This window comes from Psychrobacter piscatorii (assembly GCF_001444505.1).
GTDB classification, from domain to species: domain Bacteria; phylum Pseudomonadota; class Gammaproteobacteria; order Pseudomonadales; family Moraxellaceae; genus Psychrobacter; species Psychrobacter piscatorii_B.
In genome coordinates this window covers 20,578-43,063 of the sequence record NZ_LNDJ01000053.1, presented here as the reverse complement: position 1 = coordinate 43,063, position 22,486 = coordinate 20,578, and the positions used below count along the sequence as shown (strand labels likewise).

Annotated in this window: 17 protein-coding genes; 10 read left to right on the top strand and 7 right to left on the bottom strand. The window is 44.4% G+C overall.

What is annotated here, in order from left to right:
- Positions 1 to 236: 236 nt before the first annotated feature.
- Positions 237 to 851, top strand: coding sequence for a pseudouridine synthase (locus AS194_RS04360; protein ID WP_058024251.1), 615 nt, complete (start codon positions 237 to 239; stop codon positions 849 to 851).
- Between the two features lie 287 nt (positions 852 to 1,138).
- Complete coding sequence (locus AS194_RS04355) at positions 1,139 to 1,990, top strand: DUF305 domain-containing protein (protein ID WP_058024250.1); 852 nt, start codon at positions 1,139 to 1,141, stop codon at positions 1,988 to 1,990.
- 109 nt (positions 1,991 to 2,099) lie between these two features.
- Here the strand turns inward: AS194_RS04355 and AS194_RS04350 are convergent, their stop codons facing one another.
- The gene (locus AS194_RS04350) at positions 2,100 to 4,112 is read right to left on the bottom strand and encodes a M61 family metallopeptidase (RefSeq protein WP_058024249.1); all 2,013 of its coding nucleotides are present in this window, start codon (positions 4,110 to 4,112) and stop codon (positions 2,100 to 2,102) included.
- A gap of 323 nt (positions 4,113 to 4,435) precedes the next feature.
- Here AS194_RS04350 and AS194_RS04345 point away from each other — a divergent pair, with 323 nt between their 5' ends.
- On the top strand, positions 4,436 to 4,921 hold the full coding sequence (locus tag AS194_RS04345) for an FKBP-type peptidyl-prolyl cis-trans isomerase (protein ID WP_058024248.1): 486 nt from the start codon (positions 4,436 to 4,438) through the stop codon (positions 4,919 to 4,921).
- Positions 4,922 to 5,473: 552 nt separating this feature from the next.
- Here AS194_RS04345 and AS194_RS04340 read toward each other — a convergent pair.
- Positions 5,474 to 7,684: a carboxy terminal-processing peptidase gene (locus AS194_RS04340; protein WP_058024247.1), complete on the bottom strand. Its 2,211-nt coding sequence runs from the start codon at positions 7,682 to 7,684 to the stop codon at positions 5,474 to 5,476.
- A gap of 556 nt (positions 7,685 to 8,240) precedes the next feature.
- Between AS194_RS04340 and nagZ the strand changes: the two genes are divergently transcribed.
- Positions 8,241 to 9,326, top strand: coding sequence for a beta-N-acetylhexosaminidase (gene nagZ, locus AS194_RS04335; protein ID WP_058024246.1), 1,086 nt, complete (start codon positions 8,241 to 8,243; stop codon positions 9,324 to 9,326).
- A 153-nt stretch (positions 9,327 to 9,479) separates the two neighbouring features.
- On the opposite strand, the gene AS194_RS04330 is transcribed toward nagZ, so the two are convergent.
- Together AS194_RS04330 and AS194_RS04325 are read right to left on the bottom strand one after the other, a co-directional pair.
- A complete protein-coding gene (locus tag AS194_RS04330) occupies positions 9,480 to 11,072 on the bottom strand; it encodes an OmpA family protein (protein ID WP_058024245.1) in 1,593 nt (530 codons plus the stop codon).
- A gap of 469 nt (positions 11,073 to 11,541) precedes the next feature.
- Positions 11,542 to 13,167 (bottom strand): hypothetical protein, encoded by a 1,626-nt coding sequence (locus AS194_RS04325; protein ID WP_058024244.1) that lies wholly within the window; start codon positions 13,165 to 13,167, stop codon positions 11,542 to 11,544.
- A gap of 433 nt (positions 13,168 to 13,600) precedes the next feature.
- On the opposite strand from AS194_RS04325, the gene AS194_RS04320 reads away from it, so the two are divergent.
- From AS194_RS04320 to AS194_RS04295, 6 genes are all read left to right on the top strand, one after another.
- Entirely contained in the window at positions 13,601 to 14,209 is a 609-nt protein-coding gene (locus AS194_RS04320) for a rhomboid family intramembrane serine protease (RefSeq protein WP_058024243.1), read from the top strand.
- Positions 14,210 to 14,292: 83 nt separating this feature from the next.
- Positions 14,293 to 15,258 (top strand): metallophosphoesterase, encoded by a 966-nt coding sequence (locus AS194_RS04315; protein WP_058024242.1) that lies wholly within the window; start codon positions 14,293 to 14,295, stop codon positions 15,256 to 15,258.
- Between the two features lie 99 nt (positions 15,259 to 15,357).
- Positions 15,358 to 15,909: a 5-(carboxyamino)imidazole ribonucleotide mutase gene (gene purE, locus AS194_RS04310; protein WP_058024241.1), complete on the top strand. Its 552-nt coding sequence runs from the start codon at positions 15,358 to 15,360 to the stop codon at positions 15,907 to 15,909.
- Positions 15,910 to 16,106: 197 nt separating this feature from the next.
- Positions 16,107 to 17,435: a 5-(carboxyamino)imidazole ribonucleotide synthase gene (locus AS194_RS04305; RefSeq protein WP_058024240.1), complete on the top strand. Its 1,329-nt coding sequence runs from the start codon at positions 16,107 to 16,109 to the stop codon at positions 17,433 to 17,435.
- Entirely contained in the window at positions 17,435 to 17,884 is a 450-nt protein-coding gene (locus tag AS194_RS04300; protein WP_058024239.1) for a DUF188 domain-containing protein, read from the top strand. The genes AS194_RS04305 and AS194_RS04300 overlap by 1 nt, the downstream gene beginning before the upstream one ends.
- Before the next feature lie 234 nt (positions 17,885 to 18,118).
- Complete coding sequence (locus AS194_RS04295) at positions 18,119 to 18,760, top strand: NAD(P)H-binding protein (RefSeq protein WP_058024238.1); 642 nt, start codon at positions 18,119 to 18,121, stop codon at positions 18,758 to 18,760.
- A gap of 160 nt (positions 18,761 to 18,920) precedes the next feature.
- On the opposite strand, the gene epmA is transcribed toward AS194_RS04295, so the two are convergent.
- The 3 genes from epmA to AS194_RS04280 all read right to left on the bottom strand — a co-directional run bounded on the left by epmA (position 18,921) and on the right by AS194_RS04280 (position 22,377).
- Positions 18,921 to 19,937 carry an EF-P lysine aminoacylase EpmA gene (gene epmA / locus AS194_RS04290; protein WP_058024237.1) on the bottom strand — a complete coding sequence of 339 codons (1,017 nt, stop codon included), beginning with the start codon at positions 19,935 to 19,937 and terminating at the stop codon, positions 18,921 to 18,923.
- Positions 19,938 to 20,023: 86 nt separating this feature from the next.
- Positions 20,024 to 21,142 (bottom strand): 4-phosphoerythronate dehydrogenase, encoded by a 1,119-nt coding sequence (locus AS194_RS04285; RefSeq protein WP_058024258.1) that lies wholly within the window; start codon positions 21,140 to 21,142, stop codon positions 20,024 to 20,026.
- Between the two features lie 77 nt (positions 21,143 to 21,219).
- Positions 21,220 to 22,377 (bottom strand): AI-2E family transporter, encoded by a 1,158-nt coding sequence (locus tag AS194_RS04280; RefSeq protein WP_058024236.1) that lies wholly within the window; start codon positions 22,375 to 22,377, stop codon positions 21,220 to 21,222.
- Between the last annotated feature and the right edge of the window lie 109 nt (positions 22,378 to 22,486).

The window sequence follows — 22,486 nt, the reverse complement described above, 5'->3', positions numbered from 1 at the left end:
TTTTATCTTGTAGATGATAGGTTTATTACTATCAAAAATATAAATACCCCTATAAAAATATGGATTTAGAATAGCAGTAAATTTGCGTGGTTGCTGTCCTACTTTTGTAGCAAAATACATCGCACAGCGTATATCAAACACAATACCTCTGTTCTTATTTTTTAGTACTGACTTTGCTTGATTAAACATACGCAAAGACTGCTAATCACTCATTTACCTTCAGGAAATATCACTTTATGCCGACTTCTAGTCTCATCTTGTTCAATAAGCCTTATGGGGTGCAAAGTCAGTTCAGAGACGATAGCAACAATGACCACGCCACCCTATCGCAGTACTTTACTGATAAGTCTTTGCGAGTTGCTGGTAGGCTTGATGCAACGTCCGAAGGGTTACTTATTCTGACCGATGATGGCCGAGTCAATAAAGCAATTACCCATCCGCCAAAAGCCAATGCTGGACGTAAGCAAGGTAAGACTTATTTGGTACAGGTTGAGGGCATTCCTACTGCTGATCAACTCAATCAGCTCAAACGTGGCGTGACGCTCAAAGATGGCAAAACTCTGCCTGCTGAGGTTAAACACGTCAGTGAAGATGAGCTACCGATGGCGCTCTGGCAACGTCATCCGCCGATACGTGAGCGTAAAAGCGTACCGGACTCATGGTTGATGCTGACAATTTATGAAGGTAAAAACCGTCAAGTCAGACGAATGACCGCGCATGTTGGTCTGCCCTGCCTACGTTTGATACGTTGGTCGGTGGCAGGGTTTGAATTAGGTGACATAGCAGTTGGCGAGTTTGTGCGCATTCACTTAACTAGTGAGCACTATCAGCAATTGGGTATTAGCTATTAATTTGTCACATCTAAACGCTTAGCTATAGTCAATCAATATTAAAAGTGGTACAAGGCAGACGAGTGCAAGTACTACAGTAGTAGGCTAAACGAGCCTAACGCTGTAACACTTTAATAGTGGTTCGACTATACCGACATATATTTTCATTTAAAGTAAATATATTACTTCTTGTTAAACATAGCGTCTCGAATGGGTAAGGTTTATCTGTTAAGATTCAGCACGTCATTATTTATGTAAAATAGACCTCATTTATTTATCATTTGGTCTTCTTATAGTAGGGATATATCATGATTGCTTCTCATCGTTTTGTTCTGTTGGCCACCAGCATTTCTACTGCACTGCTATTAGGTGCGTGTCAGCCAGCAGCAGATAATCAATCAGCGCCTGTAGAAGAAGCCACCCCGCCAATGACTGACATGACTCATGCTGAGCATGAGAATATGAGCCACGATACATCGGTAGATAGCGAAAACGTCACAGATGACACTCAGATGACGGATATGCTCAAAGACTACACAAAGTCCATGACCAGTATGCATGATGAGATGATGATCGGTATGGGTTATAACGATCCTGATACCGCGTTTGCCAAAGGCATGCTTGGGCATCATCGCGGCGCGATAGATATGGCAAAAATTCAGCTAAAGTACGGTACAGATGATGCCATGCGCCAGCTTGCTCAAGATATCATCACGGCGCAGCAAGCTGAGATTGATATCCTAAACAAATGGCTTGCCAGCCATCCTGACGCAGCCAAACCTAAGCCCAATACCGCTGCTATGCAACAGGCCTACGCTAAGGGCATGGAAAGCATGCATGGTGAGATGACATTGGGTATTGCTGATCCTATGCCGGATATGGCATTTGCACGTGGCATGCTACCACACCATATTGGCGCCGTAGATATGGCAAAAATCGAGCTCGAATACGGTACTGATGAAGAAATGCGTCAATTGGCACAGCATATCATCGATACTCAGCAAGTAGAGATTGAGCTCATGCAAAACTGGATTGCAGCGCTTAAAGCGACGAGCGATGTTGAAAACGATAATGCTGAGGTTGACGAGCCTAACGGCGACACTACTGCAAACGAGAAGCCTGCCAGTGAGGACCCTGATAATAAAACCAAGGAAGAGTAGCTAGCCATTCAGCATACCAAAAAACCTTTCAGCTATTACTTGAACCCCCTAATAACCATATTTGCTTATTAGGGGGTTTTGCTTTGCTTACTTATATCTCTCGATGTCACTATGCTGACTGACGCTTCATCACATCCAGCCATGGCTCCCAAGCGGATTCTGCTTGCTTAGGATCGCTATGATCTGCTAACGTTGGATCACCTTTTACTAAGCGCAGACTGACCTTATGAGGAAATTCTTTTTCAGGCATATCACTGTCATCCCCGTCAGCTTGTGGCAGTGCATCAGGTTGCACTTGCACACACATCAGCTCATCGCGGCGAAACAGATGACACTCAACGGGATGCTCTGCATTACTCAGCGATGCTAGCTGCTTACTATCCGCCTTGATGCCATCAATCGCGATAATGATGTCATGGGCTGAGATACCTGCTTTGGCGGCAACACTACCGCGGTTCACCCGATTGATTTTGAGTCCAGCGGGTGTCTCATTGCAGCGCATACCCCAAGGAACATGCTTATCCGCGGTCTCTTTGGTATTGACCTGCATTTTGATACCGTTTGCGAGCAGCAGCGCCTCAATTGGCAATTCCTCTACGCCGTTGACGTAACGGCGTTCAAAATCCTCCCATTCCGCTATCGGCATAAACTGCCCAATCACGTCGCCCATATCCGCGCTATTGATGCCGATACGCTTGCTGTCATTTTGCTTTGCTTGGGTATAGAACGCTTTGACCACATCGAATAGACGATAGCGATTATTGGTATTTTTTAGCAATATCAAATCCAAACACAGCGCCACCAATGCACCTTTATTGTAGTAGCTGATACCTGCATTACCCGTATTTTCATCCGTTCGGTACAGCTTAATCCACGCATCAAAGCTTGACTCTGCGACACTTTGGTTATCGCGTCCAGGCGTCTGGTAGTAGCGATTGATTTGTTCCGCTAGCAACCTGAGGTAGTTTGGTTTATCGATCACGCCAGATGCTTGCAACATAAAATCATCGATATAAGATGTAAATCCTTCAAATACCCAAAGCATCGGCGTGAACGCTTCACGGCGTAAATCAACATCGATCATGACATCAGGGCGCACGGTTTTGACCCACCACGAGTGAAAGTACTCATGACTGCACAAGCCCAAAAACCGCTGATAATCCGTGCTTGGTATTTTTGGCTCATTAGCATTTGGTAAGTCACGGCGCGGGGTAATCAGACTAGTAGAATTGATATGCTCTAGCCCACCATAGTCTTGACCACTGGCAAACGTCATAAAGGTATAATCATGAAAGGGTGCATCCCCCAGCCAGTCCAGATAAGTCTGACAAATTTGGGTGACGTCTTGCTGTAGTCTCCCCATATTGGCACTATGCTTGCCTGAGAGATAAAAACTGTGATGAAGCGTCTGATGCTGATTGTCATGAATAATAAAATCAAATTTATTCTGTGCTGCAATCTCAAAAGGATAATCAATCAGCTCATGATAATTATCTGCCCGTAATTGATAACAGTGCCGTTTATCTTCGCTCTGACCATCAACACGCAGATGCGTAGATGCCAAACCACATGCCAAGATTACATGACTTTCTTCTTTATCTAACAAAAACGACTCCGGAACAATCAAGCTAACTTGTACTGGAATCTGCTCTTGCCCATCGACCGCGAGTGCAAGTGAGGTAAAATTACCATACAGACGCTGCTGATCGACATAGGCAGTACGTACCGATAGGTCGTAGCAGTAGACTTCGTATTCGACGACTACCCTTTGTCCTGCTGTGATAGTTGGGAGTAGCCACGTATGTTTATCTACCTTTTGTGCACGATAAGTTTCAGAAAACTCGTCACCTTCTTTTATTTGGCTGTCTGTTACTCGATAATGCACAGCGGTGATGTTGCGAGCAAACTCGCGCATCAGATAACTGCCTGGTATCCATGCTGGTAGCCAGAGCTGAGGAGTATTAGCTGTTGCCGTAAAGGACAGTGACACATCCACCAAATGCTCAGAAAAACGGGCAAAATCGAATTGGTAGCTGATATCAGCCATATTATTGATATCATCATGGCTGATTGAAACGTCGCTCGTTAGCTGGTTATTAGTATTATCGGCAAATGCAGTCATAGTATCTCTCATCCTTATTTTATTGTTATGTTAGGAGTCCTTCCCAAAAAACGCAACTCCCAAACCCTGAGTGGCCAGTAGTCATTGATTAACTATAGAAAATAGCAGTTATTATGATAAATTGTGGCATTAATTGGCATTTTTTATGTTTTTTGCCTTGAAACTTATATACGCCATCTCAATTAAAGATGCTAACTGCTAAAGTTACTTTAATAAACTGATGATAATTGACTAATACTGTGGCTATTTGGCTTGCTGATTGGCTTTTTTAGGTTTATTGCAACCGTATTTAATTTTTTACATAGATATACTTAGGATATTTTATGACTACTATCGCAAAAGACACTGCCGTCAAATTCAATTACACATTAAAAGACGACGAAGGCAATATCCTTGACCAGTCTCCAGAAGGTCAGCCACTTGCTTATCTACATGGTCACAGCAACATCATCCCAGGCCTAGAGTCACAATTAGAAGGTAAATCTGCTGGCGAAAAAGTCAACGCAGTGGTTGAGCCTGCTGATGGCTACGGCGAGTATCAAGAGCAAGCGGTACAGCGCGTACCACGCGAAAACTTCCAAGGCGTTGATGATATTCAGCCTGGTATGCAGTTCCAGTCAGAAGCTGGTGGCCAAGTTATGCTAGTGACAGTCACTGACGTAAACGACCAAGAAGTGACTGTTGATGCCAACCATCCATTGGCTGGTAAGCGTTTGACATTTGACGTTGAAATCCAAGAAGTACGTGCAGCAACTGAAGACGAACTAAACCATGGCCATATACATGGCGCAGGTGGCGTTGAGCACTAATCTCTTCTAGAGTATCGTGAGACAGTTAGAGAATAGGTTATATTTGAGCTTATCCTCTCATCAAAAAGGCCAGTAGCACTGTCTACTGGCCTTTTTTTATGTCTGTCATAAGTGCTGATTGATTAGATGTAGATAAAAAGAGCGTTCTAACAATGAAGCATTCATTGCGCTTCTGTGAGCATCCTTAAGCTCAATAGCCATTCTCACAAATCTATCAAAGAAGCGTAAGCTAGCGCCAGAAATAACTCTTAGATCTAGACATAACAAAGCCGCATAACGACAAGCGTCATGCGGCTTTTATTACCAACCATCCATGTTAGCGTTATGTGATACCTAATCCCGGGGTATCTCATAACTGACAGGCATCCAGCCTTATCATCCCTAATCAGCAAACCACTTATCCCTGATGCGACCTTAAGATACCAATCCCTAGTATCAATGAATCGTGCCGTACAGTTATAATCGCAGATTGTCCTATCACTAGTAAGTGGTCTAAACGTCAATCCATGTAAGCATATGCTTACATGGTAATACTAGCTATCGTATAACCCCTTATAGTTTCTCTTCAGGACTGAGCAAGGTCTTGGGTTCAGCACTTAGCATTAGGTAGGCCGCTTCATTAATAAAGGCTTCATCTTCTGGCAGCTCTGGACGCTCAGCAGCTTTCATACGGCTACGCTCTTCAAACTTTGCATCCATCGCGGCCTGATACGTATTCCAATTAGAATAAGGGCGTTCACCAGTAGCGATCAGACGTCTATTTTCAGCTTCTAGCGAACGCTTTTCAATCAGCTGCATTTTGGCTCGGCGGCTGTTAATATCTAAACGAACTGGTTTTTTCTCATCATCCATATTACGAATATCATTGAGCGTCGACAGATAAGTAAACTGCGGGTTTCTCTCTTGGCGAATTTTAGACTGCTGATTGAGCGTCGCTAAAGTGTCATTGGTAAACTTCCCTTCAGGCTTATAAGGCGCCGTTCTGATGGTATCCCAAGGCAAGGCTTTTTTCTGCGCGCGTTCGCCAAAGGTCGCATCATCATAGATATTGACCAATTCAACATCAGGTACCACGCCTTTATTCTGCGTACTACCACCTGTGATACGGTAAAATTTACGCTGAGTTAAAGTTGCAGAACCTAGCGCCAAGCTATCCAGTTGAATCTGCGCAGAGCCTTTACCTGTGGTCGTACTACCAACCACCAATCCACGACCATAATCCTGAATAGCAGCGGCAAAGATTTCGCTGGCTGAGGCGGATGCTAGGTTGGTAATAACCACCATCTTGCCATCATAGAGCTGCTCACCACCATCGTCATCACGGTATACTTGAATATTGCCACGATTATCACGAATCTGTACCAATGGACCGCTTTTAATAAAGAATCCTAGCATTTTGGCAACTTCATCTAACGAGCCACCAGGGTTGTTGCGCAAATCCACCACGAGCCCATCGATATTTTCTTCGTTCAATTTTTTTAACGCTTTTTCAGTATCGATACTGACACTACGGTAGTCCTCACCATTACGGCGCGCACGATAGTTCAGATAAAAGCTCGGTATCTCAAGAACACCAATGCGTTTTGGTGTTTTGTCGATATTAGGACGCTGCACCTCGACCACTCGCTGCGTCACGCCTGATTCTTCTTGCTGGATAATATCACGCACCACAGTGACCGTACGGGCACTGGCATCTGGCGTATTAGGTTGACGCAGCTTGAGCGTGACCGATGTACCGCGCTTACCACGAATCAAGCTGACGATCTCACGCGTTGACCAACCAACCACATCTGTCATAGTTTCGCCATCTTTTGCGATACCCACGATCAAGTCATTGGGCTTGATTTGACCAGATTTGGCCGCTGGACCACCATCGACTAAGGTCACGATACGGGTGTAATCTGGGTTTTTACGATCAGGACGAATAGAGACACCGATACCCTCTAGCTGCAAACTCGACTGAATCTGCAGCTCAGTTGCCTGAATCGGCGCATAGTAGTTACTGTGCGGATCATAGGTCAGCATGGCGGTGTTTAGAATCGTCTCCATGATTTCATCATCTTTGAGACGCTTAAACTGCTCTTGCTGACGCGACAAACGGTTTTGCAAAATCTCATTTGGCGTACGTTCGTCGTTGCGTACCAAGTCCTGTCCACGAGTGATATCTGGATTGCTTAAAAACACTTTTTCTTTGGCTTTTTCGTCTTCTTGTCCCAGCGTAATACTCATCAGCTGAAACTTTAGCTGACGTTCCCAATAGTCACGCTGCTCTTTTTTGGTTTTGAAATGTCCGAGCTTTTCACGATCAAGAATGATGGTGTCATCACCGGTCAAATCAATATCTTTCTTGAGCATCTTGGTTGCCATGGCAAAGTATTCGTTTGAGCGTTTGCGATAACGATCAAAGACTTCTACCCCTGCGGATAGGTCGCCTTGCTTGAGGCGAGCGCCAAAATCATCGGCATGCTTTTTCTTCAGCTCATCGACATCAGATTGCAAAAACAAGGTATGGTTTGGATCGAGACTATCAATATACATTGATAAGATTTCGCTACCGGTTTTACTATCTAATGGCTGATTAAGGTAATGACTGCGATCCAGCAAAGCGGCAACTTGGCGAGTAGTGACCTTTTGCTCAGGTGTCTGAACAAAACTTCCCGTATTGGTTTCTGCTACGGCAGTACCGTAGCTTTGTGTCAGGATAATACCGGCGATGCCCACTGACGCTGCACTGAGTAACCACTGTGCTGGTTGTTTTTTCATCATATGTACCTAGTTATTTGAAGTTAGTGATATTATTTGTGTTATAAAAATTAAAAACTGCTGAATGTATTATTGCCCATGACTGTCGTCTGTTTTTGCTCAATGTCTGTCTTACTTTGCCTTAGCTTACTTATTACTATGAGCTTACAACGCTATAGCTTTATTATTCCGTCGCCTTTATATATAGATTCTGAATAATATATAGATTCTGAGTACAGATTCTGACGCTTATTATCGAATCCTGATATATAGTCAAAAATCAATATTATCATGTGCATAAATACTGAACTGTCTCAAACTGTATAAGCAATCTTACACGCAACGCCTGCACATACCAAACTTTCTCTCACTTTTATCACACATAGCGACTTAAGGCTATTAGCATTAATTCGCCGACTATCCACAAATTGATTTGATGCCAATAATCTGCCACATTAGGCTCAATTGATAATAACTGTCATAATAAAGTGCATGAGTAATGACTGCTAAGCGATTGGACATCGATGATCGGTCAACCCCATAATATAACAATACACAAAAAAATAAGGATGACGCAATGTACGGCGTTTTAATGATTGATATCGATAATACCGCACTGACCGCAGAAGACGTCAGCTTGATCAAACAAGCACAGATTGGCGGGGTCATATTGTTTGGACGCAACGTCGCTGATGCAGCCCAAGTACGCGCATTATGTGACGATATCCGGTACCACAACCCAGATATATTAATCGGTGTCGATCAAGAAGGCGGACGAGTCGCACGGCTGCGTGAAGGGTTCACACCGCTACCTGCTATGGGTAGGCTTGGAGAGTTATTCAATCACGATCCAAGCCGTGCGCTCAGCTGCGCATATGACTGTGGCTATCTGATGGCAGCCGAAGTGATGGCAGTAGGTATTGATTTGAGCTTTGCGCCTGTGCTGGATAGAGATGGTATCAGCCAAGTTATCGGTGACCGTAGCTTTCATCAGGAGCCACAAGCAATCGTTGCCCTAGCCACGCAGTTTATGCGCGGCATGAAAGCGGCTGGCATGGCCACTACTGGCAAGCATTTCCCTGGTCATGGCGCTATCGCTCCTGACTCTCATGTATCAGAGGCCATCGATACACGTAGCTTGGACGAGATCATCAATAGTGACATGCAACCCTTTACACAAACGCTGTCACTGCTTGACGCCCTGATGCCCGCCCATGTGATTTTTTCGCAAGTAGATAATCGGCCCGCTGGATTTTCTAAAATTTGGCTAAAAGACATTATTCGTGATCAGCTCGCGTTCGATGGTGTGCTTTTCTCTGATGATTTATCAATGGCAGGGGCAAAGGCCGCTGGCGATGTCAGCGCGCGCGTAAAAGCTGCCATTGAAGCTGGTTGCGATATTGCACTGGTGTGTAACGATCGTGTTGCCGCTCATGAAGCGGCGGCGGCAGCGCAAGAACTACCCTATCCTAACCAGAAGCGTATCAAAACCATGTGCGGCAATATACCAAAGTGGCAAGGTGATCTTGAGTCTACTTGCCAGCAGTTTGATTATTGGCAACAAGCAAAGAACAATGTCACTCAGAGCTTTTTTAACGTTGAGTCTGATACACAAGTTGATAAACCTGCCAATGAATCAAAAGACCCTACTGATTATAAGTAGCCTTGTATTCATACGAAACCGTTGAAAAATTTGGCAAATAAAAAACCGCATCGTTATGAACTGCCCCATAAGTTGGACACAACTTACGGGGGTCGGTTCACGTTAAGGTGCGGTTTTTTAGACTTAACTACTATTAAATTAGATGATTTTTGATTAATTCGTTGGATCTACCGCAGTACCTTGAGTCGCATCATCGCCATCAGGCAACAAATCATCATTATTGCTGTCTAGCGGATTCAAATCTGGGTCAAGCGAGTCGCTGTTGATGATCATGTCATCATTCAGATCGACCATTTTGTCATTGACCATAAACTCAATCCGGCGATTACGGAAACGCCCCTGTTCAGTTGAGTTATCAGCGATAGGATCTGTTTCACCCATACCTTTTGTACTAAGTTTGCTCGCATCAACACCTTGAGCCGCCAGATAATCTTTTACCGACTCAGCACGCTCACGAGACAACTCCATGTTGTAAGCATCCGATGCTTGGCTATCTGTATGACCGATAATCATCAGGTTCATGTCAGGCACTTCATTGATGATTTTTGCAGCACGATCAAGAATGGTTTTATTGACATCAGGGATGACAGCTTCATCCACTTGGAAGTTGATAACTTGAAGGCTCAGAGCACGCGCGACATCACGTGGGTCTGGATCGTCACCGAGATTGGTCATTGCAGCATCTGCTGCCGCCACACTCTCGTCAATCTCACCTTGCAGATCTAATGGACCTTCAGCTTCTACCATCATCGCTGGTGCAGCGGCTTGTAGATCAGTCACCAATTGGGCCAATGCCGCATCATCAGGTGCATTGACCGTGATGGTATCGCCTTTAATCACCATGCTAGCATTCGGTACATTTTTGACGATCGGCAATATCGTAGTAAGCTGTGCAGCAGCTGGCATATCTATGGCAAAATTATCATCGACATCAGCGCGGCACTTATTGGCTTCATCGCCGAATGCGCCAGTTAGTGCATTCATTACATTGGTCTGTAGCGTCTCGTTGCCTACGCTCATGCGGCAAGCGTATAGCTCACCATTTTCGCCAGTGGCGATACGGAGTGAGGCAGGCTCGATGTCAGTTGCTACTACTGCTTGCTCATTACCTTGCTCATCTTGCTGCGCGGTAGCCATCGGCGTAGCAACAGGCTCAGGGTTCTCCTGACAGCCTCTTAATAAAGCCCAAGCCAATGCACCCAAAATAATCAAACCGATAATCGGTAATAGGGCTTTCATAAAGCTGCCTTGTGGCTCTTTTTCTTTCTGTAGTGGCGCGGTACTGACCGTATCGGATATAGGCGTTGCAGCAGGCGTGGCTGCAATGGCACTCGCAGGTAAGACAGCCCCCGCCCATGCAGGGATATGATGCTGATAACTGTTGAGATTGTCATTGAGAAATTGCGGTACAGGAGTAGTACCAGCCAAGCTTTTGATTTCGTGAAAAGCAAGCGGCGCTGCCATAGCAATCAGACCACGAGAAGCTGTCTCATCGACACCATGTGCATTAGCGAGCTCACGAGAGATTTGGTCACGGTGGGCCCCTTCTGTCCATACACGATCATAAAAAGAGCTATCATCACGAGCGATATTCTCATTAGCAAAACGGCTATAGGTATCATTATTCGCGAGGCGAGCAGCAAAAATTGCATAAAATTGCTCAAGTAGATTTTGCTTAGCAGGACTATGATCGTCTGCTAATACGGCTGGGCTGACTGTGCGTGTCAAATGACTGATAATATCCATAATACAACTCTCCCCTTAATTTTTATTTATATTGTTCGATTCTCTAAAGCATAAAATCATCTAATAACGTGGCGGCTGTTTACTCTATCAAGTCAGATTTACCAGACCACGATGATTGGTTTTGGATATTATAAAATTGTTAAAGGTGTTTTCACAGTCGATGCGTTGTTGTGCAAATGATACGTTAAGTAATGTTTTGGTTGGTGCGCGTAACTATACACTCATAACCCAACAGGCACTTGAGTACAAATTAATAGAATTTAATACTCAGCTCCGCGAATCTGCTTTTTTGGTGAAGTAGCATCATTTTTGATGCTCAGATCTTAAATACGTACGCTAAGCAACAGTTAAAATCAAAAAAGCGGTATGACAAATTCATACCGCTCCCTTGCTTAACTTTTGAACTATTTCTAAAAGTTCTGAAAGTACATTCGAACTGAGTCGATTTGAATGTACTTTATACGACTCACTACCTGACTTGTGCTGGTTCAGCAACGATGACACTGCTCGCCATGTCATCTACTTCTGACTCAGAAATAGGGCCTGACGGTCTGCTCGGTCTATTACCAGAAGGAACGTTGCTAGGAATATTACTTGGAACATTGGCAGGTACGTTGTTGGAATTATTATTAAATCCATCATTATTGTTAGGTAGTGGCGCAGGTATCACGCGATCACCTGTGTCATCATCAGCGGCTTGATATTCTCCAGCGCCATTGCTCATACCGTCATTACTGTATTGGTTATTAGCGCCTGTTCCATCGCCGAGTTGATTGTTTACGCCATTAGTGCCAGCCATACCATATGTCGTATCACCATTACTGTTGTTAGGCAGTGGCAATGGCGCAGTACTATCGACTGCCATGGTTGGTGCTAAACTACGTACGTTTGTGACCAATTGTTGTAGTAGCATGTCATCCGGCGCCTCTACTGTCAGACGATCGTTTTGTAAGTGTAGACGGGCGAACGGTGTCGATCTGAGCATGGTCAGGACATTGGGCAATATCTCCGCAGGCATGTTTGCGATAGTAGTTGCTATTCCATTCTGTACGGTAAATTCACATATACTCGCCTGCTCGCCAAAGCTCGTATTGAGTGCCTGTTGTAATGAGCTTTGTAGCGCTGCATCACCGACCGTCGCGCTACAAGTATAGAGGTTGCCACTATCATCTACGCCAACGATGAATTCGATGGGAGTCATCGTTGGTGCTGGTGGCGGTGATGGAGTGACCACAGGCGCGACAGCAACAGGTTCTACTGGTATGTCACTTTTGGGTTTTATTAATAATGCCCAAGCAGCCAGTGCCATTGCAGCAAGCGCTACTATTAATAAAAACACCCGTACTAGGAGGTCGTTTCGCTGATTGCGAGTGCGCACGTGCTCTCGCTTGATGTTGCTATTTTCTGCCAAGTGATGAGCTGCTGGACTGGCATGAATAGCGTCATTACTGTCACCAAAATGCTCATCGTCATTTAATCCGTCAGTAGCGCTTATATTGGCGTTTTCCACATAAGCGGCTGTGGCAGCTGTCGTTGCAGCGACTGCGCTGGTGCTTAGATCAGGCTCACTAAGTTTATTTGGTGCAGTATCACTCAATGGCGCGATACCATTATCTGCGACAAATTTTGACGTTGATTCGTGTCCAACGCCTTGAGTGGCAGTGATAACAGACGCTGACCATATAGGTAAATATGGGCGCAGCGATGACTGCTCTCCTTGCAAGAATGCTGGCAAAAACTGTCCATTGGCCAAAACCTTTAGCTCACGATAGGCTAAGGATGCTGCATTAATTAGTAATTGAGCAGTGATCGACTCATCAATATGATGCGCGGCTGACAGCTCTTGAATGATTGTTTTTTGTAGTATTTGGTCTTGCCATAGCTGCTCAAATAAAGGCCGCTCGGCAATACTGTCATTAGCCATCACCTGATCGTTACGAAGTAGTTGCGAGTAGACCTGTGGCACCGCTAAGCGCGTGGCTAAAATGGCATAAAACTGCTCAAGCAAGCTGATATAAGCCACGCTATCACTACGATTATGCTCGCCCAATATAGCGGGGGTAACGGTCTGTTCTAATTGATCGATAATACTCATGGATCACTGCCTCTCTTGACTTTTTAAATCCGCAAAAATTAAGCACTTATTGTTCGTTGTATATATGGCTACTTGTCCTGAAACTGTCAAGCGTTCTTTAGCAGCATCGACGTCTATATAGCGGTTTCACTTATCTCACATGATACACTGCTACATTACTCACTATAAAAGCATAAAAATGCATCGTTTTGTCACATAATAGATATCTGTATCAGCATAACTGCTGTTAGTATTAACTAATTACGTTACGAGCAACTTGAACTTGGTATCAATATATTAACTTAGTATCAATATATTAACTTAGTATCAATATATTAATTAATGGTCATATTTGTTTTTACTCAGCCCTAACGCTTAGGCTTTGAACATTGTCATTTATCGCATTGCCATTTATTGCATTGTCACCTATCAGGCGCGGCCTAAGGATTTTCCTTTGTTAAACCATACGACCCTTATTATCATCATTACTGTTATTGTCAGCTTATTAGCATGGCAAAACAAGAAATTACTCAACCGTCTTATCTTTTATCCACCCGCTGTAAATAACGGACAATGGGATCGTTTTGTCACGCATGGCTTTATTCATGCCGACAGTATGCATCTGCTATTCAACATGTTTACGTTATACTTCTTTGGCCGGGCTATTGAAGGGCTATATCGTTCATTTTTGTTCGGCTATGGTTTTGTGGTTTTTTATGTATTGGCTATTGTTGTTGCCATGATTCCAAGCTACCTTAAAAATAAAGACAATGCCAGTTACTTAAGTCTTGGGGCATCAGGCGGTGTGTCGGCAGTCTTATTTGCCTTTATTTTGCTAGCACCGTGGGAGCGAATTTACTTATTTGCCATTATTCCTATTCCTGCGATACTGTTTGCCGTCGCTTATGTATTTTATAGTATTTACGCGGACAAACGCGGTGGCTCAAAAATCAATCATATGGCACATATGTGGGGCGGCGCATTTGGCGTCATTGCTACGATTATTTTAGAGCCTAAAGTACTACCCCATTTTATAAATGCTTTATTGTCGCCTGGTTTTTAAACTGTTTTCTCAAATAGAAATTCTTTGAATCAGGACAATTAAGCAAGTTGCTTACTTTTACGTTTGAGATTTAATATTTCATTATGATTATAGATATTATCGGTGATATTCATGGTTATGCAGACAAGCTCGTTGGTTTGTTAAACCAATTAGGATACGAGCATAACGGTCAGCATTTTGTGCCACCGACAGGTCACAGGGCATTATTCATTGGCGATTTGATTGACCGTGGGTCGCAGCAACTGGCCACATTAGAGATTGTCTTTGCGATGTTAGACGCGGACGTGGCCGATGCGGTGATGGGCAATCATGAATATAATGCCTTGGCTTATGCTACGCTCGATCCTGAGGATTCTAGCCAGTATCTGCGCTCACATAATGCGGTACATCAACGCCAACATGAAGCATTCTTGGCAGAGATACCGTTCGGCTCAGAGCAGCACGAATACTGGTTGCAGCGCTTATATGAGATACCTCTGTGGATTGAGACAGATTATGCGTGTTTTGTGCATGCTTGCTGGGATGTAGATAGCATGGCGGTTCTAGAGCCACTGCTGACGGATAATAACTGCCTAACCTCTGAAGGTCTAATCGCAACCGCTAAAGAAGATACTATCGCTTTTGATGCCTTAGAGCGTGTACTAAAAGGGGTCGAGACGGGCTTGCCTGATGGTATTGTGATGGTAGATAAAGAAGGCACTGAACGCAGACGAGTACGGGTGCGTTGGTGGCTTGATGCGTTGAACCAGCGCACGCTTCGTGAGGTCGCTCGTGCCCCCACATCGGCGCTGGCACAGATACCAGTAGAGGCACTGGCTGAAAATATTGACTTTGCGATTCAAACTCACAAACCTGTTTTTGTCGGTCACTATTGGCTCACGGGCACGCCTGAGCCACTCAGTCCGCAGGTCGTTTGTACTGATTATTCGGCAGCGGTAGCTAGTGGCTACTTGACTTGCTATCAGCTGGATACCGAACAGCCATTACCACTGACAGCTTCTCGCTTTGTGCAGCATTATCACGACAAAAGAATAGAGATAAACCAGTGATATAAATGCTATTAACACCATATCATTATTAAAAGTCAAACTTGGCTTTACGAGTGTAGCAAAATTTTTGTATGATGGTCTTTTTGAGGATATCCAATCATGAGCACCACCAATACTGCGGCTAACCAGAACGGTCCAATCACCTCCCCTGCAGGTCAGCCAAAAGTCGGCATTATTATGGGTTCGCAATCTGATTGGGCGACCATGAGTGCCGCGGCACAATTGCTAGCAGACTTTGATGTTGCCTTTGAGTGTGAAGTGGTTTCTGCTCACCGTACACCTGACAGGCTATTTGATTACGCCAAAAGTGCAAAAGACAATGGCCTACAAGTGATTATCGCGGGTGCAGGCGGTGCTGCTCATCTGCCTGGTATGTGTGCCAGCCAAACACCACTACCTGTATTTGGTGTTCCTGTAAAATCCTCTATGCTAAGCGGCTGGGACAGTCTGTTGTCTATCGTGCAAATGCCCAAAGGCGTTGCTGTTGGGACATTGGCGATTGGTACCGCTGGCGCTTATAACGCTGCCCTACTTGCGATTCAAGTCTTGGCCTTGCATGATGAAACGATTGCTACTAAGCTGGATGAGATGCGTCAGACTCAAACCGAGACCATTCTCGCTAGCCCAACACCCGGTATTATTAATTCTTAAATAAATATAGAGTGACTAGCTTTTTTAGCATGGTATTTTGCATTGATCGCCTAAAAACAAGAGCTACCACTTTTTATTTTTAAGTAAGTCATACTAGATATAAGGTGCCTATAGTGCACCTTTTCCTATTTTCACCCATTGCGTTTTAAATTTTAATAGCCCATAGATCTCATTCACTTTTATTCAAAGAGCCTTTCATGACTACAGCAAACGCTTATCCTGTTACCCAAACCATTCGTACCATCGGTATTTTAGGCGGTGGTCAGCTTGGTATGATGCTTGCCGAAGCCGCCATGCCACTCGGTTACCAATGCGTGTTTTTAGAAGACAATCCAGAATGCCCTGCCAGCCTATACGGTCACGTGTTTCATAGCGATCAATTAGCAGACTTTATCGCAGCCGCTGATGTATTTACCTTAGAGTTCGAGAACACACCAACGTCTACGGTCGAGCAATTAACGAGCGTGTCAAAATCTGGCAGCAAGCAAGGTATGTTCCCACCACTGATTGCGCTTGATATCGCCCAAGACCGTCTAAAAGAAAAGCAGATGTTCAATGCGCTCGATATTGCCACCGTGCCATTTATGGAAGTTAATTCTGAAGCTGAGTTAAAGCAAGCTTGTGAAGCGTTAGGCCTGCCTATCGTTTTGAAAACCAGCCGCGGTGGCTACGATGGTAAAGGTCAGTTTGTTATCAAACAAGAGAGTGATATTAAAACTGCTTGGCTTGCGCTAAAAGACGCCGTTAGTGGCAAAGGCTCACTCACGCCAACGCCTGCGCCACTGATTGCTGAAGGCTTCATTAACTTTAATCGTGAAGTCTCTATCATTGCAGCAAGAGCGCAAAATGGTCAGATACGCTGTTATGATTTGGTCGAAAACCATCATCATCACGGTATTTTGGCAAAAACTCAAGCTCCTGCAGTCGGTACCAGCCACTTGCTCCAGCAGGCAACAGACGCCATCACAAAGATCATGAACCATCTAGACTATGTGGGCGTCATGGCACTTGAGCTGTTTGTCACCAAAGATGCTCGCGGTCATACCACGATACTGGCCAATGAGATTGCCCCGCGTGTACACAACTCTGGCCACTGGAGCATCGAAGGCGCGGTTACTAGCCAGTTTGAAAACCATATCCGTGCTGTGGTCAATTTACCGCTCGGTGATACGGACAACGTCCATCCAGCGATTATGGTCAACGTACTCGGCCAATATCCTGATATCAGTGCCGTTCTAAATATCGATGGCGCTCACTATCATAGCTATCATAAAGCTGAGCGTGATGATCGCAAGATTGCTCATATTACCTTGATGCCCAATGACGTGACTGACTTAGAATCCGCTATGGCAAAGCTGGTTGCCGTATTGCCAAATAAAGTAGGTTTGGACAAAGAGTATGGAAATATCGATACTCACTCTAATACCGCAGATGCCAAAGCTAAAAACGACGTCTTAGAAGATAACAGTGGTGAAGCAGACAGTCTGGCAGAATTGTCGCCAAAGACAGAGAAGGCCAAAAAATAATGCAAATTTGGGTAGATGCCGACTCCGTACCATTAATCGCCAAAGATTTGATTATCAAAACGGCTGAACGTACCAAGACGATGGCGACATTCGTCGCCAACCAGCCAATCAAACTACGCAAATCTCCTCTACTCGTCATGACGGTTGTACCATCAGGGTTTGACAAGGCTGATGATTATATCGTCGAGCAAATACAGGCAGGCGACTTGGCGATTACGAGCGACATACCTTTAGCCAATGATATTTTGGATAAAGGCGGCTTGGTGCTAACCACACGCGGCGTGGTCTATGACAAAAATAACATCAAGCAAAAGCTTAATATGCGTGACTTCATGGACACCATGCGCGGTACTGGTGTCCTAGAGCTGCAAGAGATGAGCGGTCAAAAACCCTACGGCGACCGCGATAAAAAAGCTTTTGCCGACGGTCTGAATCGCTTAGTTCGTTAGTACGCTTTATCATCCTATCCGACACTGACCTGCTTACCACTTAATAGATGATGTCTTATAAGTGACATATGCCTCCTTGCAAACCGTATACACTCTATAACCAACTCCTATCCAATCCGCACGCTTTATAACGAAGCGTGCGGATTATTTTTGTTACGATACAGTCAGTTTTTGAGATAAAAATATTCACTGAATCGCTTAAATAACAGAATGTAAATAACAATAGGAATGATTATGAAAATTTTAGTCGTTGGTGCCAGTGGCCGTGTCGGTGGTGAATTGGTTAAGCAATTATTAGCTGACGAACACCAAGTAATTGGTACGACTCGCCAAGAAAAAAAGCTGTTTGACAATGACAACTATACTCAGCTAGATTTGGATATTACCGCCAGCAAAGAGTCTATCGAAAAACAACTGGATCAAGATATCGATGCTGTCTATTTTGTCGCAGGATCTGGTGGTAAAGATGTATTAGAAGTCGACTTACACGGTGCAGTAAAGACCATGCAAGCCGCGCAAGACAAAGGTATCAAACGCTATATTATGCTTAGCTCTGTCTTTTCGCTAGAAACTGAGAAATGGGATAACAACCCTAACATTGCAGATCTAAAAGACTACTATATCTCTAAGCATTACGCTGATCATTGGCTCGTGAATAATAGCTCACTCGACTATACAATCGTACAGCCGGGTACACTGAAAGAGCGTGACGGTACAGGCAAAATCACTATCAATGATACCAGCTCTGGTGAAAATGCTATTGAAGATGTCGCAACGACGCTGGCATCTGTCCTAACCGCCGATAATACTATTGGAAAAGTATTCAACTTGCACAATGGTGATATCGACATCAATGAAGCCATTGCTACAGTATAAACCATCACTATTTAGATAGATCTGACTGCCAAGCTATAACTACGTAAGTCAAATCACTGAATCAGATTATAAAAAAGGTCGTTATCGATTCGCCAATATTTAATTGGTAAATCGGTAACGACCTTTTTTCTTAATGCTATGAATAAAAACTATCTGTTGGTTATGCTTGACCGCTCGGAAAAGCAATCACTTCCTCTAAAGTTTTTGCGCCCGTTATCACCATGAGCAATCGATCAACACCGACCGCAATACCGCTACAAGGGATCAAATCATCAGATGCAGCAATTAAATGCTCATCAATCGGCATTTGCGGCAGATGATGACGCTGGCGTAATTGATTGTCTTGCTCAAAACGTGCTCGCAATGCTAGACCATCTGCCAGCTCATCATAGGCGTTGGCAATCTCAATCCCATTGATATACAGCTCGAAGCGTTTCGCTATTGTATTCCCTTCTTTATCCAGCGCTGTCTTTGCCAATGCGGCTGTCGCAGGTGGATATTCTATGATCAGTGTCGGCAAATCATGTCCCAAATTTGGCTCTACTGCATGACTAAATAGTAAGTCTAACCAGCTCTGGCGACGGTTTTCTTCGCTATCATCAGCATCATTAAAATCAAACCCTATCAGCCCTCTATCTTCTGCTACCGCTTGGAGCGCAGATAGGCTCGCTGTCAGTGGATGTATACCAACAAAATCCATAAAAGCATCGACATAGCGGTAATGGCTCATCACCATTGGATGACCATAAAGCGCCGTAAGTAACTCATTAAGCTCACCTGCCATATCATCGAGGCTGTAATTGGGCTGGTACCACTCTAACATCGTAAATTCGATATTATGACGCACGCCTATCTCATTATCCCGAAACACAGGACAAATCTGATAAATAGGCACTTGCCAGCTAGCCAGTAAACGCTTCATCGCAAACTCAGGAGACGTATGCAAATAATAGGTACGAGGACGATCTTGATAGGTCACGTGCGCTGCCACTGATTGCAAAAAAGTGTCGGTGTTCCCCGCTTGCGACAAAAGCGGCGTCTGTACTTCCAGTACCTGACGACTGATAAAAAACTGCCGAATATCACCGATAAACTTGGCGCGTTGTTGTGCCATTGCTAGTGTCAAGGTTGGTGCGTAGTTAGGTTGATTACTAGATGTACTGCTTGATTGGCTCATGACTGTTTACCGTGATTCATAAATAATAATGCTTCAATGACGTAGATTATTTATGTTTTTAAGAATAGTATTTTTAAGTTGCTAGATTAGGATTGCCACTCACGGCGCAAGTGGTAATCACGTCTCAGACCGTCAAAATCAGGACCATTCACTTGTTTGTCAGGATTTTCACCAGATATTTTGCTTCGCAATGAGGCATTATCTTGCATCATGTCATAAAACTTTGACAATCTGTCTGGATGTGCTTTTAACTCAGACCACAAAAACAGGTTAAGCGGTAGCAGGTTGGACATAGACTGGGCAGGTATTATCCCTAGCTTCTCACACAAGGCATCATAGATGATTTGTGTACCACGTAGCTTGCCTTCTAACGTGTAGCCAGCGATATGCGGTGTGGCGATTTTGAGCTTAGCTATTAGGCTATCAGCAACCGTTGGCTCATGCTCAAACACATCCAAAACTACTTGTCGCCCAGTAAGAGCAATATCGTTCTTGAGATCATTTTCATTGACCACAGGGCCGCGCGCGCTATTAATCAATATGGTATCAGCAGGCATCATGGCCAATGTCTCTGCATTGATGAGATGACGCGTTGGATAGTCACTGCCTTTAGCATCACTATCAACTTTCTCACTTGTCAGTGGCACATGCAAACTCACCGCGTTACTTTGAGAAAGCACCTTCTCAAGGCTAGCATTATTAATAGTAGAGCTTGGTAATAATGGATCGTATCCAAGCACCTGCCAGCCCAAGTCATTGGCATACTGAGCAAGCGTACTGCCAATATTGCCAAGGCCGATAATACCGAGTGTCACAGGCTGCTGCCAGTAGTTTGGACGTATGGTCAAGATAGCCGTCAGTACATACTGAGCCACCGAGTGCTTGCTACAACCAGCGGCATTGGCAAAAGTAATATTGCGCATCGCTAAATAGTCTTGGTCGACATGATCTGTACCGATAGTCGCTGAGCCAACAAATTGCACACTGTGATTTTCAGCCAACAGCGCCTCATTGACTTGCGTGACCGAGCGTATTAACAAAATATCTGGCTGTACTTCAGACAGCAGCTTTGCGTCAATATCACGACCAGCGACCGGTATAATTTTGACTGTTTGCCCAGACAACTGACCTAATGTAGCGTCATTAAAAAAATCATTCAGGCTAGCGATATTGCTATCAGCAACGATCGTGATACCTTTGGCCATCTGGTTTATCTTATTGTCCATAGCATCTGCAATATCATTGTTTGTCATTGGCAATTTTCTCTATCGATAAGGGTTTTCTATGTAGACTCATTTCCACTGACTGTGTCTTGTGCTGGATTATGTACTGGCGCTATGGCATTTGAGTCAGAGAGCGTGACGTCTTGCGGCGCAAATATCTCATTTTTGTGCTGCGATATCCACTCGCGCCATACGGCAAGACCGATAGCCAGTACCACAGGGCCGATGAACAATCCAACAAACCCAAATGCGGTTAGACCGCCCAACACACCGATAAAAATAATAATAAATGGGATTTTGGTTGCACCGCTAATAACAATAGGTCGAATAAGATTATCCACCCAGCTAATAACAAACACGCCCCATAGTGCCAAACCAATCCCTTCTGCAGTATGTCCTTGGCTCAGTAGCCAGACAGACACACCGCCCCAAACAAATGGCGTACCAAAGGGAATCAACGCAATAATAAACGTGACAATGGTCAATAAGATAGGGCTTGGCGCACCAGCGAAGTAATAGCCGATACCAGCCAATAGCGCCTGAGCCAATGCCGTCAGCCCGATGCCGTATACCACCGCACGCGTGGTTGTACCTACAGAATCGATATAGCCATCGATGCGATTGCCAATGATGTTACGCAGCGCTTGGCGAATCTGACGAACCAGACTGGTACCATCACGATAAAAAAAGAATAGTGTCATCAGCGCCATACCCAGCTTAGCCAGACCACTGAACACCACGTCAAATGCTACCTTGCCATAATACAAGTGCGACTGAACCCAAAGACGGAAGGCTTCTAGCGTGCCTTCTGGGTTTTTATTGATTCGCCACAGTACGTCTTTGATTTGCTGACCGATAATCGGTAAGTCTTTAAATGAGTCAGGCACATCCAAATAGCCCACTTTAATACGATAGACCAAATTACTGATTAAGCTCAACGCTTCTTGCTGCAAAATAAACACACCAATAACCAATGGCACACCTATTATCAAGGAGATGCTCACGGTCATAATGGCAGCGCTAAAATCTGGACTCAGTTTAACTTTTTCGTGAAAAAACTCATAAATAGGGAACGTCACATACGCCAAAATTGCCGCCCACAATGCCGGTACAATAAAAAACTGCACCACTTTAAAGCATAATACGAACAGCGCAACCAGCAAAGTAATCGCAAGCAAGCGCTGGATAATAAATTCTTTTGTCCAATTTTCAATCATAGCGTATAAACCAAGAGCGGACAGCAAACGATAATTTTACTGACAAGTTTATAAATGTGTGATGAACATCAGCTTATAGACGCTGTCCATAAACTGTATCCATTAGCGA